Genomic DNA, 16,159 nt, shown 5'->3' on the forward strand with positions numbered 1-16,159 from the left:
TTAATAATATTTTTAAGTAAAACTAAAAACATTCGACAATCAAATAAGATATTCTGATATCGCTATACTTTTTTCTATTTCTGTAAAGGACTCAGTTATGTTTAAAGGACAAAAAACATTGGCCGCATTGGCCGTATCTCTGTTATTCACTGCACCGGTTTATGCAGCTGATGAAGGTTCTGGTGAAATTCACTTTAAAGGTGAGGTTATAGAAGCACCATGTGAAATACATCATGATGATATTGATAAAGAAATTGAGCTAGGTCAGGTGACCACCAGCCACATTAATCAGTCTCATCACAGCGATGCGGTTGCTGTCGACCTGCGTTTAATCAACTGCGACCTGGAAAACTCTAATAACGGTTCCGGTGGTAAGATTTCCAAAGTTGCGGTCACCTTCGATAGCTCAGCGAAAACCACTGGCGCAGATCCGATACTCAACAATACCAGCACTGGCGAAGCCACCGGTGTCGGCGTGCGTTTAATGAATAAGGATCAAAGCAATATCATTTTAGGCACTGCTTCTCCGGATATCGACCTCGCACCAACGTCCAGTGAACAAACACTGAACTTCTTTGCCTGGATGGAACAAATTGATCAAGCGACACCAGTAACGGCAGGGGCTGTTACAGCGAATGCAACCTACGTACTGGATTATAAATAAGCGTTATTGGGCGGCATCACTGCCGCCTTTCTTAAAATATTTATCTGGTATGGACACCGTGAATATTTATCGACTCTCTTTTGTATCCTGCCTGGTCATGGCGATGCCTTCCGCCATGGCGGTTGAATTCAACCTGAATGTCCTCGACAAATCGATGCGTGAGCGCATTGATATTTCATTATTAAAGGAAAAAGGTGTCATTGCTCCCGGTGAATATTTTGTCAGCGTTGCGGTAAATAATAATCAAATCAGTAATGGGCAAAAAATTAACTGGCAAAAAAAGGGTGACACTACCATTCCGTGCATCAATGATTTATTGGTCGATAAGTTTGGCTTAAAACCCGAAGTCCGTCAGTCGTTACCTCTGATTAATCAGTGCGTCGATTTTAGCTCCCGACCAGAAATGCTCTTCAATTTTGATCAGGCCAGTCAGCAACTGAATATCACCATCCCACAGGCCCGGCTGGCGTGGCACTCAGATAACTGGACTCCACCCTCCACATGGAAAGAAGGTGTCCCCGGAGTCCTGATGGATTACAACTTGTTTGCCAGCAGCTACCGCCCACAGGATGGCAGCAGCAGCACTAATCTTAACGCCTACGGAACAGCCGGAATTAACGCGGGGGCATGGCGCTTACGCAGTGACTATCAGTTGAATCAAAATGATGGAGATGATAGCCATGAGCAGTCAGGCGAAATATCACGTACCTATCTTTTTCGCCCGCTACCGCAATTAGGTTCAAAATTAACCCTCGGCGAAACGGATTTTAGTTCCAATATTTTCGACGGTTTTTCTTATACCGGCGCGGCACTGGCGAGTGACGACCGGATGTTACCGTGGGAACTGCGCGGCTACGCTCCACAAATTAGCGGTATAGCACAAACCAATGCCACGGTGACGATCAGTCAATCAGGCCGCGTCATCTACCAGAAAAAAGTCCCGCCAGGCCCGTTTATCATTGATGACCTTAATCAGTCCGTCCAGGGGACGCTGGATGTCAAAGTGACGGAAGAAGATGGTCGGGTGAACAATTTCCAGGTTTCGGCAGCATCGACGCCTTTCCTTACGCGCCAGGGGCAGGTTCGCTATAAACTTGCTGCCGGTCAGCCGCGAACATCTATGTCTCATCAAACTGAAAATGAAACCTTTTTTAGCAATGAAGTTTCCTGGGGGATGCTGTCAAATACCTCGCTGTACGGCGGTCTGCTGATTTCGGGTGACGACTACCATTCTGCCGCAATGGGTATCGGGCAAAATATGCTCTGGCTTGGTGCATTGTCGTTTGATGTCACCTGGGCCAGTAGTCAGTTTGATACTCAGCAGGACGAGCGGGGCTTAAGTTACCGCTTTAATTACAGCAAACAAGTGGATGCCACTAACAGCACGATTTCGCTCGCCGCTTATCGCTTCTCAGATCGTCATTTTCACAGCTACGCCAACTATCTGGATCACAAATACAACGACAACGATGCGCAGGACGAAAAACAGACGATCAGCTTATCCGTGGGGCAACCGATTACCCCACTGAACCTCAATCTGTACGCCAACCTGCTGCATCAAACCTGGTGGAATGCAGACGCCTCCACGACCGCCAACATCACGGCGGGTTTTAATGTTGATATTGGTAACTGGAGAGATATCTCGATCTCGACGTCATTCAATACCACCCACTACGAAGATAAAGATCGCGACAATCAGATTTACCTGTCGATTTCGCTTCCCTTCGGTAACGGTGGTCGGGTCGGTTATGACATGCAAAACAGTAGCCACAGCACCACACACCGCATGTCGTGGAACGATACGCTGGATGAACGAAATAGCTGGGGGATGTCTGCTGGACTACAATCCGACCGTCCGGACAATGGAGCCCAGGTGAGCGGTAACTATCAGCACCTGAGTTCAGTGGGTGAGTGGGATCTTTCTGGTACTTATGCTGCCAATGACTACAGTTCTGTTAGCAGCAGCTGGAGTGGTTCTTTCACGGCGACGCAATATGGTGCAGCCTTCCATCGCCGCAGCTCCACCAATGAACCACGCCTGATGGTCAGCACCGATGGCGTGGCAGATATTCCGGTTCAGGGTAATCTCGACTACACCAACCATTTTGGCATTGCAGTGGTACCGCTGGTTTCCAGTTATCAACCTTCCACCGTGGCCGTGAACATGAACGACTTACCCGACGGCGTGACGGTGACAGAAAACGTCATCAAAGAAACGTGGATTGAAGGCGCAATAGGTTACAAATCACTGGCATCCCGTTCCGGTAAAGACATTAACGTCATCATTCGCAACGCCAGCGGTCAGTTCCCTCCCCTCGGTGCGGATATCCGTCAGGATGGCAGCAGCATTAGCGTGGGGATGGTTGGCGAGGAAGGACACGCCTGGTTAAGCGGAGTCGCTGAAAATCAAAAGTTTACCGTGGTCTGGGGTGATAGTCAGCGTTGCTCGATCCATCTTCCTGAACATATGGAAGACACCGCAAATCGCCTGATTTTACCTTGTCATTAATTAAGGAAATGAAAATGACATTTATGAAAGGACTTCCCCTTTTGTTGTTGGTTACCAGTCTGTGTAGCCACGCTGCACTACAACCCGACCGCACTCGCATTGTGTTTAACGCTAATGATAAAGCTACCAGTCTGCGAGTAGATAATCGTAGCGATAAACTCCCCTACCTCGCTTATTCCTGGCTCGAAAATGAAAAAGGGGAGAAAAGCGACGATCTTCTGGTCGCCCTACCACCGATACAACGTCTGGAACCGAAAGCAACAACGCAGGTGCGGATAGTCAAGCAAGCCTCGACCGCGAAATTACCGGGCGATCGCGAAACGCTATTTTTCTACAATATGCGTGAAATTCCTCCCGCCCCGGAAAAAAACAGCGACCATGCCGTTCTGCAAGTCGCCATCCAGAGCCGTATCAAGGTGTTCTGGCGACCGTCTGCATTACGCAAGAAAGCAGGAGAAAAGGTCGAACTGCAGTTACAGGTCAGCCAGCAGGGCAATCAGCTTAGCTTAAAAAACCCTACTGGCTATTATCTGACCATCGCGTATCTTGGGCGAAATGAGCAAAGCGTTCTCCCGGGCTTCAAAACTGTGATGATTGCGCCTTTTAGTACAGTAAGCACAACCACTGGAAATTATAGTGGCAGCCAGTTTTATCTCGGTTATATGGATGATTATGGCGCATTACGCATGACAACGCTCAACTGTAACGGGCAATGCCGTTTACAGGCTGTGGAGGCGAAGAAATGAGTGCTGGCAAGGGATTGTTGCTCATCATCTGTCTGTTATTTCTACCGTTAAAATCTGCGCTTGCCCTGAACTGTTACTTTGGTTCATCCGGTGGTTCGGTAGAAAAATCGGAATCTATTCAACCATTTGCTGTACCAGGGAATGCCAAACCCGGCGATAAGATCTGGGAGTCTGACGATATTAAAATTCCCGTCTATTGTGACAACAATACCAACGGCAACTTTGAGAGCGAGCATGTCTACGCCTGGGTTAACCCGTACCCGGGAATTCAGGATCGCTATTATCAACTCGGCGTAACTTACAATGGTGTTGATTATGATGCTAACCAGGGAAAAAGCCGCATCGACACTAACCAGTGCATCGACAGCAAAAACATTAATATTTATACCCCTGAGCAGATCATCGCGATGGGATGGCAGAACAAAATTTGCTCTGGTGATCCCAATAATATTCATATGTCGCGTACGTTTCTCGCTCGCATGCGGTTATACGTCAAGATACGAGAGATACCGCCGCATGATTATCAAAGCACGCTCAGCGATTACATTGTGGTGCAATTTGATGGCGAAGGAAGCGTTAATGAGGACCCTACCGCCCAAAACCTGAAATATCATATTACCGGTCTGGAAAACATTCGGGTATTGGATTGCAGCGTCAATTTTTCTATTACCCCAGCCAACCAGGTCATTGATTTTGGTAAATTTAATGTACTGGATATCCGGCGACACAACATGACAAAAACATTCGGTATTAAAACGACAAAATCACAAAACGATCAATGTACCGACGGATTCAAAGTCAGCTCTTCGTTTTATACCGAAGAAACATTGATTGAAGAGGATAAAGCACTGCTGATTGGTAATGGTCTGAAACTACGTTTGCTGGATGAAAATTCTTCACCCTATACTTTCAACAAATACAGCGAATATGCCGACTTCACCAGTGACATGCTGATCTACGAAAAAACCTATACGGCTGAACTTTCGTCTATTCCCGGCACTCCCATTGAGGCTGGCTCCTTCGATACCGTGGTGCTTTTTAAGATTAACTATAACTAATTTCCCATGATGCCCTTTGCAACCGAAAGGGCATCTCTTTCAGAAAATTGCTGATTTTCCCCTTTTCCTTGATTGCTGTTATTTTTTCCTGGCCCGGCTTTCTTTATGCTGTATCGATACACCAAAGAGAAAATAATGAGGAAGCGAAGGATGCCAGTTTTGCAGTGGGGAATGTTATGTGTGCTTTCACTTCTCCTTTCTATTGGCTTCCTCGCGGTACATCTTCCGGCGGCACTATTACTTGGGCCAATGATCGCCGGAATCATCTTTAGTATGCGCGGAATTACTCTGCAACTTCCCCGATCCGCTTTTCTTGCCGCCCAAGCCATTCTTGGCTGCATGATTGCGCAAAACCTGACCGGTTCGATCCTGACCACGCTAGCGGTGAACTGGCCGATTGTGTTAGCTATTTTACTGGTGACGTTACTTTCCAGCGCCATCGTGGGTTGGTTATTGGTGCGCTATAGCTCACTGCCTGGAAATACCGGTGCCTGGGGTTCTTCTCCTGGCGGCGCGGCGGCAATGGTCGCTATGGCGCAAGATTACGGCGCAGATATTCGCCTGGTGGCATTTATGCAATATCTGCGAGTGCTGTTCGTCGCGGGGGCCGCTGTTCTGGTCACCCGCATGATGCTGGGCGATAACGCTGAAGCGGTTAACCAGCAGATCGTCTGGTTCCCGCCAGTGAGCATTAATCTCCTGCTTACGATTTTGCTCGCGGTCGTTGCCGGTACGGCGGGATGCTTGCTACGTCTTCCTTCCGGCACGATGCTCATCCCGATGCTGGCGGGCGCGCTGCTCCAGTCTGGTGAGTACATAACCATCGAACTACCGGAATGGCTTCTGGCGATAGCCTATATGGCAATTGGCTGGCGGATTGGTCTTGGTTTCGATAAACAAATATTACTGCGAGCATTGCGTCCACTGCCACAAATCCTGCTGTCGATTTTTGCTCTGCTGGCTATTTGTGCGGGTATGGCGTGGGGGCTGACCCGGTTTATGCATATTGATTTTATGACTGCCTACCTCGCCACCAGTCCCGGCGGGCTTGATACCGTGGCGGTCATCGCCGCAGGGAGCAATGCCGATATGGCGCTTATTATGGCGATGCAAACCCTACGCCTGTTCAGTATTTTGCTGACGGGGCCAGCCATTGCGCGGTTTATTTCAACCTATGCGCCGAAGCGGTCGGCCTAGTGCTGGCAGCCTGGACACCAGTAAAACGGGCGCGAGGACAACGTGGTTTTCTCAATGATGCTGCCACAACGTTCGCACGGTTCGCCATCACGATGAAAAACCTTAAAGCGAAACAGCGCCCCATGATGTTTATTCTCATCCACCTGCCCCCGCGTAGCGTAAGAAAGTCGAGGAATCTCCAGTAACGCGTGTGCGAGTGCATCCAGTTGCGCCGCATTGAGATCTTTCGCTTTATGATTGCCGGTTAACCCCACCTGCCAGAGGATCTCCACCCGCAAATAATTGCCAAGCCCAGCCAGAAACGCCTGATCGAGTAGTAATCCAGCAAACTGACGGTTACGAAAGCGCGGCGACAATAACCGTTCTTTCGCCACCTCCGGCGTCAGTTTCGGATCCAGCACATCGGGGCCAACGCGTTGTAAAAACGGATGCGTGGTCAGTTGTTCCGGGGTCAACATCTCAATATCTGAGGCGCTATAAAGCAGAATGGTTTTGTAAGCCGTTTGCAGTTTTACCCGCAATACTCGCGTGGTCTGCGGCTCTTCGCCGGTATCAACCACGCGCCAGACGCCGTAAAGCTGATTATGGCTGTAGAGCGTTAACCCGTTGGAAAAATGAGTTAACAACGCCTTACCTCGCGTTTCCACATGGGTAACGTGTTGACCGATAAGTTGTGATTGATAAGGTTTTAACTGCGGGAAGGCAAACCAGACATCAGTTAGAGGTTTGCCTTTGATCGCCGCCTCCAGGTTATCCGCTGCACGGCGGATCTCCGGGCCTTCAGGCATGGTGATATCCTTTTTTCATTCTTTATTAAGCGGGGTTATGCTGCGACAACAATCCCCTTTTCGGCAAATGTAGAGCGTAGTCGTCGGGCGAACGCCAGTGCGTGCTCGCCGTCGCCATGCAGACAGACAGTCTGCGCCGTGACCGTTGCCCATTCGCCGTTGATACTTTTGACTCTGCCGTGTTGCACCATCTCCAACGTTTGCGCCAGCGCCTGTTCTTCGTTTTCAATCAACGCGCCTGGCTGGCTTCGCGGCACCAGCGAGCCGTCAGCCTGATAACTGCGATCGGCAAACACTTCCTCGCGCGTTGTCAGGCCATATTGCTTGCCTGCACGAATCAGCTCGCTTCCCGCCAGCCCAACGAGAATCAACGCCGGATCGCAAGCGTAAACTGCTCTGGCAATGGCGTCTGCCAGTTGTGCCTCTTTCGCCGCCTGGTTATACAACATGCCGTGCGGTTTGACATGACGCATTACGCCGCCTTGAGCACGGGCAATCGTTGCCAGCGCGCCAATTTGATACAGCGTCTGGGCGTAAACGGTTTCTGGCGGCAGCTGCATGGCGCTGCGACCAAAATTTTCCCTGTCGGGAAAACTCGGGTGAGCGCCAATCGCAACACCATTTTTTATTGCTTCACGCACGCAAGCCTGCATGGTTTGCGCATCGCCTGCATGAAATCCACAGGCAATATTGGCAGAGGAAACCAGCGTTAATAGCTCTGCGTCGCTGGCACAGCCTTCGCCCAGATCGGCGTTCAGGTCAATTTTCATTGTGCAGCCGCCACGCTAATTGTTCGAAATAACGTTGCTGATCTTGCCGTGCTTTCAGTGCCTCTTCCAGTGAACACTGGACAAAATGAATCGGCTGACCGAGCGGAATTTGCGCCAGATGGTACATATCAGCCTCAATGATACAGGCAATACGCGGATAACCACCGGTGGTCTGTGCGTCGTTCATCAATACAATCGGCTGGCCGTTATGCGGCACCTGCACCACGCCCGGCAACAAACCATGAGATAACAGTTCGCGATCGGTGGTGCGTTTTAAAATTTGCCCCTGTAAGCGATAACCCATACGGTTACTTTGCGGACTAAGCTGCCACGGCGAACGCCAGAATGCATCCTGCGAGGCGCGATCGAACTCATGATATTCCGGCCCCGGCAAGGCGCGAATGCGGTTGCCCCACAGCAGCTGTTTAACGCCCTGCGCTTCCATAAAATCACGCTTCGATTTACCCATCGGGAGTCGGTCACCATCCTTCAGTAAACGGCCTTCCAGCCCACCAATCCCCACTTTGAGATCGGTACTGCATGACCCCATTACCGGCGGAACATCAATACCACCCGCGACCGCCAGATAACTGCGCATCCCGTGCTGCGGGCGTTTAAGCGTTAAACGCTGGCCTGCTTTCATCGGCAATCGCCAGCCAGTCCAGACGGCATTATCATCCAGCCGCGCTTCGCAACCTGCCCCCGTCAGGGCAAACCAACCATCAGTTTCGAACTCTACCGTTAACTGACCGAGCGTTATCTCCAGCGCGGGGGCATTGGCGTCATTACCCACCAGCAGGTTAGCAATGCGTAACGCAGGCATATCCAGTGCGCCGCAGTGGCTGATACCCGACTGGCGAAAACCGTGACGACCCCCATCCTGCACAGTGGTATACATGCCCGCACGAATAATCTTCAGCATACTCCCTCCTTCTGCGGTACAAAGCGCACGCTGTCTCCCGGACGTAATAAGATGGGTTCGTCACGCGCCGGATCAAACAGGCTGAGTGAGGTATGACCAATCAACTGCCAGCCGCCCGGCGTTGCCAGCGGATAAACACCGGTCTGCGGCCCGCCGATCCCGACAGAACCTGCCGGAACGAGCAAGCGCGGTTCAGCGCGCCGTGGCGTGTGTAGTTGTTCCGGCAAACTCCCGAGATACGGGAAGCCCGGTTGAAAACCTAAAAACCAGACCACGTATTCCACAGAGGAGTGCAATTCAACAACCTGTTTTTCGCTCAATCCACAATGCGCCGCGACCACCGCCAAATCCGGTCCGCCTGCGCCACCGTAAACCACCGGAATTTCAATAAAACGAGACTCCGTCTCCAGCGCCTCACTATCCTCCCACCAGCGTTGCAAACGCTCTATGGCATCCAGCGCCAGCGACTCAGGATTACGTAAAATCACCGTGATATTGTTCATGCCGGGAATGGCTTCAACCACATTCGGCATATCCACCAGACGCTGCGCCAGTCGCCAGATCCGTTTCTGGCTAGCCAGCGTCACCGGCGGTTCCAGCTCCAGCACTACCGCCGTTTCACCTATCAGATAACAACGCGCTCGTTGCACTTTCGATCCCTCTGATTATTCGTTATGCAGGATTAGGAATATCAATAAAGGTCACATCAAGATCGGTATTTTCATTCAGCCACTCGCTCAATGCGCGAATACCACCGCGTTCAGTGGCATGGTGACCCGCAGCATAAAAATGCAATCCCTGCTCGCGGGCTGAATGAATGGTCTGTTCAGAAACTTCGCCAGTAATAAAAGCATCCACGCCAAAACGCGCGGCGCTATCGATAAAACTCTGCCCGCCGCCCGTGCACCAGGCGACGCGCTGAACCACCTCAGGTCCGGTATCGCCACACCATAACGGCTTACGTCCCAGACGCGCTTCAATCCAGGAAGCCAATTCCAGTCCCGGCACAGGCATAGTCAGTTCGCCCCACGGCACTAACGGCTCAATTTCACCCAAGACCGTAATCCCAAGTAACGCCGCCAGCTGTGCGTTATTGCCCAGCTCCGGATGTGCGTCAAGCGGCAAATGCCAGCCATACAGGTTGATATCATTCGCCAGCAACGTTTTTAAACGGTTACGCTTCATGCCGCGAATGACCGGGGATTCGCCTTTCCAGAAGTAGCCATGATGCACAATGACCGCATCCGCGCCCAGACGCACCGCTTCATCGAGCAAAGCCTGGCTGGCGGTGACACCGGTAACAATTTTTTGCACCGTCTCTTTGCCTTCCACCTGCAAACCATTCGGCGCGTAATCACTAATCGCCGCGCTGTTCAGTTTTTCGTTAATCAGTTGTTCCAGTTCGGTGTTTTTCATCTTCGCGCCTTCCGTATTCTGATAGCTACACCGTTAACATAGCGTTACCTCGCCTGTTCGTCGATAGCCAATCTTTTGACATATTAAGAAACAAACCCGACGCCAAAAGACGCAAATTGTTTATATCATCACGCTTCAGCTAATGTATATTTATGCAATCAGACAGCATATTGCATAAATAATCAGATCTGTATCAAAGTTTTAACTTTAAGGAAACACAAGCACGCCGCGCAACTATTACGTGACGTTGCAGTCAATTGTGGAATTATTATGAATAAACACGCATCACAACCGCGCGCTATTTACTATGTCGTTGCGCTGCAAATCTGGGAATATTTTAGCTTTTACGGCATGCGTGCCCTGCTGATTCTCTATCTCACCAATCAACTGAAATACAACGACACCCACGCGTACGAGTTATTTAGCGCCTACTGTTCGCTGGTGTATGTCACGCCAATCCTCGGCGGCTTTTTGGCGGATAAAGTTCTCGGCAATCGCATGGCGGTGATGCTGGGGGCGTTGTTGATGGCGATCGGGCATGTGGTGCTGGGTGCCAGTGAGATCCATCCGTCATTCCTCTATCTGTCCCTGGCGATTATCGTCTGCGGCTATGGTCTGTTTAAATCCAACGTCAGTTGCCTGCTCGGTGAGCTGTATGAGCCAACCGATCCACGTCGTGATGGCGGTTTCTCGCTGATGTATGCGGCGGGTAACGTGGGGTCTATTATCGCACCTATCGCCTGTGGCTACGCCCAGGAAGAGTACAGTTGGGCGATGGGCTTTGGCCTGGCGGCGGTTGGCATGATCGCGGGTCTGGTTATCTTCTTATGTGGCAATCGTCATTTTGCTCATACCCGTGGCGTTAACAAAGACGTACTGCGTGCGACAAACTTTCTCCTGCCTAACTGGGGATGGCTGCTGGTTCTGCTGGTGGCAACACCTGCGCTGATTACCGTACTGTTCTGGAAAGAGTGGTCGGTATACGCCTTGATTGTCGCGACTATCATTGGCCTTGGCGTTTTGGCAAAAATTTATCGCAAAGCAGAAAACCAGAAACAGCGTAAGGAGCTGGGGCTGATTGTGACGCTCACCTTCTTCAGCATGTTGTTCTGGGCCTTCGCACAACAGGGGGGTAGCTCGATTAGCCTTTATATCGACCGCTTTGTTAACCGCGATATGTTTGGTTATACGGTTCCGACCGCGATGTTCCAGTCGATTAATGCCTTCGCAGTTATGCTGTGCGGTGTGTTCCTGGCGTGGGTAGTTAAAGAGAGCATCGCAGGTAATCGTACCGTGCGCATCTGGGGAAAATTTGCTCTTGGTCTCGGCCTGATGAGCGCCGGATTCTGCATTCTGACCTTAAGCGCCCGCTGGTCCGCTATGTATGGTCACTCTTCTCTGCCACTGATGGTGTTAGGCCTGGCGGTGATGGGATTTGCGGAACTGTTTATCGACCCGGTTGCTATGTCGCAGATTACGCGCATTGAAATCCCCGGCGTGACCGGCGTATTAACCGGTATTTATATGCTGCTTTCCGGCGCGATTGCGAACTATCTGGCGGGCGTGATTGCCGATCAGACATCGCAAGCTTCGTTTGATGCTTCCGGAGCGATCAACTACTCCATCAATGCATATATTGAAGTGTTTGATCAAATCACCTGGGGTGCACTGGCGTGTGTAGGACTGGTACTGATGATTTGGCTGTATCAGGCGCTTAAGTTCAGAAACCGCGCGCTGGCGCTGGAGTCTTAACAGGCCAGCACCGATGCCTGATAAAACGCTTAATGCGTCTTATCAGGCCTGGATGTCCCTGCAATATATTGAATTTGCACTATTTGCCAGGCCGGAGAAGGCGTTCACGCAGTATCCGGCATCCGGGCAAGATTGCCTGACGCGTCTGTTATTTCCCCTTCCTCGCCGCCTCATACGCTGCCAACGTTCGTACTCTCGCTTCTTTGTGATCGACTATCGGTTGCGGATAATCCAGCGTCACACCTGATTTATCTGCCCACTTCCACGGTTCATGCACCGCTTTCCCTGGTACATCGCGCAACTCTGGTAGCCACCGGCGGATAAACTCACCTTCGTGGTCAAATTTCTCGCCCTGAGTTGTCGGATTGAAAATACGGAAATACGGTGCAGCATCGGTTCCAGTAGAAGCCGCCCACTGCCAGCCACCGTTATTGGCTGCCAAATCACCATCAATCAGCTGCGACATGAAATACCGCTCGCCTTCGCGCCAGTCGATCAACAAATCTTTCACCAAAAAGCTTGCTGTAATCATCCGTAGCCGGTTATGCATCCAGCCAGTGTTGTTAAGCTGACGCATGGCGGCATCGACAATCGGGTATCCGGTTTTACCTTCCTGCCAGGCCTTTAAATAAGTGGGATTGCTTTGCCACTGTACACGATCCGTCCAGGCAATAAATGGACGATGTTTACACAACGAAGGGTAATACGTCATCAGATGACGGTAGAACTCGCGCCAGATCAGCTCATTAAGCCAGACACTACCGGCCCCACCGTCCAGCGCCTGCGGCTGTTCCGCCAACAGGCGATGCAAACACTGGCGAGGCGATAACCCGCCCGTTGCCAGACTGGCGGACAAACGGCTGGTGCCTTCCACTGCAGGAAAATCTCGTTGTTGCTCATACTCTCCGGCACCGTTCTGGCAAAAATAGCGTAATTGCGCAATCGCTGCTTTTTCTTCCACCGGGAAATGCGCGGTATCGAAAGGCTGACGAGGGTAATTCAGCGTAATAGATGGCGCGGGATCTATCGATCCGCTACTCCGAACTTTTGGCGCAGCGACGCACTCCGGCATCCCTTCTCGCAGCCGTTTCAACCAGGCGTTTTTAAATGGCGTAAAGACTTTGTACATCTCATGATTGCCAGTCATCACCGCCCCCGGCGGCAGGATCACGCTGTCATCAAATCCTTCACACACCACGTTACGCAGCGTTCTCTCAACCTGCACATCCCGCGCCCGCTCATTCACCTCATACTGATAGTTATAAAACAGATGGGTAACACGATTTTCCGCGCACACCTGTTCAACTATTTCGACGCTGGCGGCAAAGTCATCCACTTCATGAAACAGCAAAGGAATGCCTTTTTCCGCCAGCGCTATTCGTAGCCCATTCAGTTGAGCATTGATAAGTTCAGCCTGACGCGGCGACATGTTATGCGCCGCCCACTGGCGTGGTGTAGCGATATACAACGCCAGCACGCGTGCAGACGAATTGCGGCAGGCGGCAGCCAGCGCGAGATTATCATGCAGACGTAAATCCTGGCGAAACCAGACTAGATGGGTAGTCATAAAACTCCTGCATGGCGCAAGTTAATCACACGCGGCCAAAGTTCGAAATAACGCTGCTCTGAAAGCCAGGCGTCAGGATAAAGCGCCATATAGTGTTTGATACGCATCAGCGGCGCAAGAAGCGGTTGCTCGCCACGGCGATAACTGTCGATAAGCGCCGCCAGTTGTAGACGTGCTGCGGAGTCAAGGTGTGGGCGAAAATAACCCTGAACGTGCATCAAAACGTTTGTATGATCGCGCCGATTGGCGGGGTGAGAAAGCAAAACAATGACGCGTTGGCGGTACTGGTTGTAATAATCATCCAGATTTTGCCACTGGTGAATATCTGCCACAAACGGGCCAAGTTTGCGGTATTCCGGCTGGGAATGGGCCAGAAAGACGAGTTTATAGCGGCTGTGATAATCGAGAAGCGCCCCGCGCGTTAAGCCTCGCTCTTTAAGACGGTGTAACTCATGCAAAGCAAAAATGCGGATAAGGGTGCTGTCATCAAAAAGTTGTTGATTCATTACTACTCCTGGGCGGTTTACAGGAGTAAGTGTAGACGGCGGTACTGAAAAAACGAAACGAATAAATGATAACAGTAAAAAATTCAATTATTCATAATAAATTTCATGGTGGCAAGAAATAGTTTTTTTCTTCATCGCTCATGGCAGCAACGTTTAACATGTTGTCATCAAAATTATTGATGATATTTTTTAATTTCAGTAACTGCAAAGGAGAAAAATAGTCACTCCCGATGAGATTACTCAATACCAGCAATAGCTCCCCATCATATAAATAGCCCACCATAAGATTAATCTCTATCATCTCAATTGCTTTTTGTACAGCAAGCGCCGGTAAGATATTCTGACGAAGCATTTTGGCAATATCATTTTCATCCAGTTCATCGGGTGTTTTATCTAATAAAGAATTATACCAGTTTATTAAACCACTTTTGAAAGCGAACGAATCATATTGCAGGTGATAAATCTGTTTTAGGGTTTCTTTATTTTTCAATTTATAGTGCCTTTGTTTGCTATAATTTTTCTGAAATAACATCAGCGAGTTTGCTCAGGTGCAGGGATGACCGAAATTGTCATGTATTTTTTCAGTCTGGCTTCTCGTTTCACACCTTTCGGATCTGAACCAAAAGGAAGCGTCAAGCATGGTGAGTCAACGGTTTGGATTGTCCAGAGAGAATCACCAATGAATCTGAAATTGATGCTATCCGCTGTAACGGATAATCCCTCAAAACTTCCCGTCGCATACTCATTACCCAAACGTACGGTCTCTTTAACTCCATCGTTAACATCGATAAGGACAATTGTCAGTGATTCCTCAAAAATAACGTCATCCGTCAGAAAAAGGATATAACGCTGGTCATTAACCTGAATTGCCGCTTCCAGTATTTGCCCTGGTACAATAATACCTGTGTTATTGCCATTGAGCACAACGTCAGACTGAGCCTGAGATAAATCAGTCGCTTTGTGAACCTTGACCAACGATATCGAATTAACCTGTTGCATAATCAATTCCACAAGCGCCCCATTTCCCATGCGGCAAGTGCACCGCCGACAAAGCCGCCAATAAGTACGCAAACAGGTGCACCTGGACCACACATCAATCCGGTCAACGCACCGCCTGCGACAGCACCGGCAATAATATTCATCCGGGTACGACTGCCAGTGGTTTTAACAGATTTGCGCTCACCGTTACGTATCCTGCCACCACTCAGGTTGCAGACGCGGCAGTCACAGCCTTGACGGTGTTGAAACTAAAGTTCAGGTGATAGTCTGATGTTCATAGTTTGAGCATTATCCCCTGACAGAATCAAATCAAGCAGTGTCAATGATCACGTGTATATATCATTTAAAGCATTATCAAGCCAATCTTCCATGTTTTTAATTTTAGCCCGCGCATATAAATCATTCATAACATCCTCATAACTCTGTCCATCATTGACCATACAATTAGCTGTATGAGGCAGAACATGTATAAAATCAGACAATATAAAACAAGCCTTTGAATTTCCAGAGTTAGCTGCAATTCTGATATCAATCAATCCTCTGGCAATCAATTTAAGAATAACATCTTGCATTTTAATTTCCATATCATCCAGTTAAATTTCAGTAGTAAATCGTCTATCAAAAAAAGATGAAATTAACATTCATAAATTTATTACAATATGAAAATCAAAAATATACATCATCAGCTTCTACCGAAAACTCCATGGCTCCTAAGGCACCTAAATCAATACTAAATATAGTATCACTTTCCTTAGCACTCCCAACATAGATAAAATAGCCTAAATCTCCGTCTTGACCTATCAAAAAATAGTCAGGTTCCACTTGTTGAATATCATATGTTTCATTTCTTTCAATAAGATCAGAATAGTTATATAAATATAATGTTTCGTGCTTCTTATTAGTTATTTCATAGGTCTCACTATCTTTAATTTCTTCTATCAAAAAACGTTTATACACTGGAGGAAACTTGATTGACATGTCAAATTCAATTTTATTTATATATTCTATAATTTTATTCATGTTAAGAATACCTGAAAGATTATTTATTGATTATCTTGATGAATATATCTTCACTTTTTATTTTCATTTACTCATCGCGGAAATACACATTGCCTTGTAGACAAGCGCTAATAATACGTTATGAACCTGACTTCCGCCAGACAATCAATCTATGAATTCATTACGCCGTAGTGTTTTAGAAAGACACTTTCTGACCAGATGGTGAACCATATACTACATCGCGCATTATAAAAAAACCGCCAGCG

Annotated in this window: 17 protein-coding genes and 1 pseudogene; 6 read left to right on the forward strand and 12 right to left on the reverse strand. The window is 49.0% G+C overall.

All coding sequences use genetic code 11. From position 1 onward, the window contains the following. The first annotated feature begins 97 nt into the window (after nucleotides 1-97). The 5 genes from AABJ99_RS16240 (at nucleotide 98) to abrB (ending at nucleotide 6,174) form a co-directional block, all read left to right on the forward strand. The gene (locus AABJ99_RS16240) at nucleotides 98-664 is read left to right on the forward strand and encodes a fimbrial protein (protein ID WP_000472411.1); all 567 of its coding nucleotides are present in this window, start codon (nucleotides 98-100) and stop codon (nucleotides 662-664) included. A 49-nt stretch (nucleotides 665-713) separates the two neighbouring features. Beyond that, on the forward strand, nucleotides 714-3,173 hold the full coding sequence (gene ybgQ, locus AABJ99_RS16245) for a fimbria/pilus outer membrane usher protein (protein WP_187440670.1): 2,460 nt from the start codon (nucleotides 714-716) through the stop codon (nucleotides 3,171-3,173). Nucleotides 3,174-3,187: 14 nt separating this feature from the next. Beyond that, complete coding sequence (ybgP, locus tag AABJ99_RS16250; RefSeq protein ID WP_000143540.1) at nucleotides 3,188-3,919, forward strand: fimbrial biogenesis chaperone; 732 nt, start codon at nucleotides 3,188-3,190, stop codon at nucleotides 3,917-3,919. After that, complete coding sequence (gene ybgO, locus AABJ99_RS16255) at nucleotides 3,916-4,977, forward strand: fimbrial protein (RefSeq protein WP_039021231.1); 1,062 nt, start codon at nucleotides 3,916-3,918, stop codon at nucleotides 4,975-4,977. The genes ybgP and ybgO overlap by 4 nt, the downstream gene beginning before the upstream one ends. Before the next feature lie 150 nt (nucleotides 4,978-5,127). Then, complete coding sequence (gene abrB / locus AABJ99_RS16260; protein ID WP_032183683.1) at nucleotides 5,128-6,174, forward strand: AbrB family transcriptional regulator; 1,047 nt, start codon at nucleotides 5,128-5,130, stop codon at nucleotides 6,172-6,174. Here the strand turns inward: abrB and nei are convergent. Genes nei through ybgI form a run of 5 tightly spaced genes read right to left on the reverse strand, consistent with a single transcriptional unit; the run spans nucleotide 6,171 to nucleotide 10,070 of the window. Beyond that, entirely contained in the window at nucleotides 6,171-6,962 is a 792-nt protein-coding gene (nei, locus tag AABJ99_RS16265) for an endonuclease VIII (RefSeq protein ID WP_039021230.1), read from the reverse strand. The genes abrB and nei overlap by 4 nt on opposite strands. A gap of 35 nt (nucleotides 6,963-6,997) precedes the next feature. After that, nucleotides 6,998-7,732, reverse strand: a complete 735-nt coding sequence (gene pxpA, locus AABJ99_RS16270; RefSeq protein ID WP_039021229.1) for a 5-oxoprolinase subunit PxpA — start codon at nucleotides 7,730-7,732, stop codon at nucleotides 6,998-7,000. Continuing rightward, on the reverse strand, nucleotides 7,722-8,654 hold the full coding sequence (gene pxpC, locus AABJ99_RS16275) for a 5-oxoprolinase subunit PxpC (RefSeq protein WP_000912727.1): 933 nt from the start codon (nucleotides 8,652-8,654) through the stop codon (nucleotides 7,722-7,724). Before pxpC ends, pxpA begins: the two co-directional genes overlap by 11 nt. After that, the gene (gene pxpB, locus AABJ99_RS16280; RefSeq protein WP_338387379.1) at nucleotides 8,648-9,304 is read right to left on the reverse strand and encodes a 5-oxoprolinase subunit PxpB; all 657 of its coding nucleotides are present in this window, start codon (nucleotides 9,302-9,304) and stop codon (nucleotides 8,648-8,650) included. Before pxpB ends, pxpC begins: the two co-directional genes overlap by 7 nt. A 22-nt stretch (nucleotides 9,305-9,326) precedes the next feature. Further along, the gene (gene ybgI, locus AABJ99_RS16285; RefSeq protein WP_000798864.1) at nucleotides 9,327-10,070 is read right to left on the reverse strand and encodes a radiation resistance protein YbgI; all 744 of its coding nucleotides are present in this window, start codon (nucleotides 10,068-10,070) and stop codon (nucleotides 9,327-9,329) included. Nucleotides 10,071-10,340: 270 nt separating this feature from the next. Here ybgI and dtpD point away from each other — a divergent pair, with 270 nt between their 5' ends. Next, complete coding sequence (dtpD, locus tag AABJ99_RS16290; RefSeq protein ID WP_039021227.1) at nucleotides 10,341-11,822, forward strand: dipeptide permease DtpD; 1,482 nt, start codon at nucleotides 10,341-10,343, stop codon at nucleotides 11,820-11,822. A 148-nt stretch (nucleotides 11,823-11,970) separates the two neighbouring features. On the opposite strand, the gene phrB is transcribed toward dtpD, so the two are convergent. The 7 genes and pseudogenes from phrB to AABJ99_RS16325 all read right to left on the reverse strand — a co-directional run bounded on the left by phrB (nucleotide 11,971) and on the right by AABJ99_RS16325 (nucleotide 15,914). Beyond that, entirely contained in the window at nucleotides 11,971-13,389 is a 1,419-nt protein-coding gene (gene phrB / locus AABJ99_RS16295) for a deoxyribodipyrimidine photo-lyase (RefSeq protein WP_039021226.1), read from the reverse strand. After that, nucleotides 13,386-13,895 carry a YbgA family protein gene (gene ybgA / locus AABJ99_RS16300; protein ID WP_039021225.1) on the reverse strand — a complete coding sequence of 170 codons (510 nt, stop codon included), beginning with the start codon at nucleotides 13,893-13,895 and terminating at the stop codon, nucleotides 13,386-13,388. Before ybgA ends, phrB begins: the two co-directional genes overlap by 4 nt. Before the next feature lie 103 nt (nucleotides 13,896-13,998). After that, nucleotides 13,999-14,385 (reverse strand): contact-dependent growth inhibition system immunity protein, encoded by a 387-nt coding sequence (locus tag AABJ99_RS16305; RefSeq protein ID WP_241957763.1) that lies wholly within the window; start codon nucleotides 14,383-14,385, stop codon nucleotides 13,999-14,001. Nucleotides 14,386-14,426: 41 nt separating this feature from the next. After that, nucleotides 14,427-14,894 carry a hypothetical protein gene (locus AABJ99_RS16310; protein ID WP_001188052.1) on the reverse strand — a complete coding sequence of 156 codons (468 nt, stop codon included), beginning with the start codon at nucleotides 14,892-14,894 and terminating at the stop codon, nucleotides 14,427-14,429. A gap of 89 nt (nucleotides 14,895-14,983) precedes the next feature. Then, nucleotides 14,984-15,103 (reverse strand): annotated as a pseudogene (locus AABJ99_RS16315) (IS630 family transposase); the annotation flags it as partial. 117 nt (nucleotides 15,104-15,220) lie between these two features. Beyond that, on the reverse strand, nucleotides 15,221-15,478 hold the full coding sequence (locus AABJ99_RS16320; RefSeq protein ID WP_002431428.1) for a hypothetical protein: 258 nt from the start codon (nucleotides 15,476-15,478) through the stop codon (nucleotides 15,221-15,223). Nucleotides 15,479-15,560: 82 nt separating this feature from the next. Continuing rightward, nucleotides 15,561-15,914, reverse strand: a complete 354-nt coding sequence (locus AABJ99_RS16325; protein WP_001033417.1) for a hypothetical protein — start codon at nucleotides 15,912-15,914, stop codon at nucleotides 15,561-15,563. Nucleotides 15,915-16,159: the final 245 nt, after the last annotated feature.

It is taken from the genome of Escherichia coli, assembly GCF_036503815.1.
GTDB classification, from domain to species: domain Bacteria; phylum Pseudomonadota; class Gammaproteobacteria; order Enterobacterales; family Enterobacteriaceae; genus Escherichia; species Escherichia coli_F.

Bases quoted from the DNA above. Each gene is read 5' to 3' on its own strand.
- AABJ99_RS16240 (WP_000472411.1), top strand. From the start codon at position 98: ATGTTTAAAGGACAAAAAACATTGGCCGCATTGGCCGTATCTCTGTTA.
- ybgQ (WP_187440670.1), top strand. From the start codon at position 714: ATGGACACCGTGAATATTTATCGACTCTCTTTTGTATCCTGCCTGGTC.
- ybgP (WP_000143540.1), top strand. From the start codon at position 3,188: ATGACATTTATGAAAGGACTTCCCCTTTTGTTGTTGGTTACCAGTCTG.
- ybgO (WP_039021231.1), top strand. From the start codon at position 3,916: ATGAGTGCTGGCAAGGGATTGTTGCTCATCATCTGTCTGTTATTTCTA.
- abrB (WP_032183683.1), top strand. From the start codon at position 5,128: ATGCCAGTTTTGCAGTGGGGAATGTTATGTGTGCTTTCACTTCTCCTT.
- nei (WP_039021230.1), bottom strand. From the start codon at position 6,962: ATGCCTGAAGGCCCGGAGATCCGCCGTGCAGCGGATAACCTGGAGGCG.
- pxpA (WP_039021229.1), bottom strand. From the start codon at position 7,732: ATGAAAATTGACCTGAACGCCGATCTGGGCGAAGGCTGTGCCAGCGAC.
- pxpC (WP_000912727.1), bottom strand. From the start codon at position 8,654: ATGCTGAAGATTATTCGTGCGGGCATGTATACCACTGTGCAGGATGGG.
- ybgI (WP_000798864.1), bottom strand. From the start codon at position 10,070: ATGAAAAACACCGAACTGGAACAACTGATTAACGAAAAACTGAACAGC.
- dtpD (WP_039021227.1), top strand. From the start codon at position 10,341: ATGAATAAACACGCATCACAACCGCGCGCTATTTACTATGTCGTTGCG.
- phrB (WP_039021226.1), bottom strand. From the start codon at position 13,389: ATGACTACCCATCTAGTCTGGTTTCGCCAGGATTTACGTCTGCATGAT.
- ybgA (WP_039021225.1), bottom strand. From the start codon at position 13,895: ATGAATCAACAACTTTTTGATGACAGCACCCTTATCCGCATTTTTGCT.
- AABJ99_RS16310 (WP_001188052.1), bottom strand. From the start codon at position 14,894: ATGCAACAGGTTAATTCGATATCGTTGGTCAAGGTTCACAAAGCGACT.
- AABJ99_RS16320 (WP_002431428.1), bottom strand. From the start codon at position 15,478: ATGGAAATTAAAATGCAAGATGTTATTCTTAAATTGATTGCCAGAGGA.
- AABJ99_RS16325 (WP_001033417.1), bottom strand. From the start codon at position 15,914: ATGAATAAAATTATAGAATATATAAATAAAATTGAATTTGACATGTCA.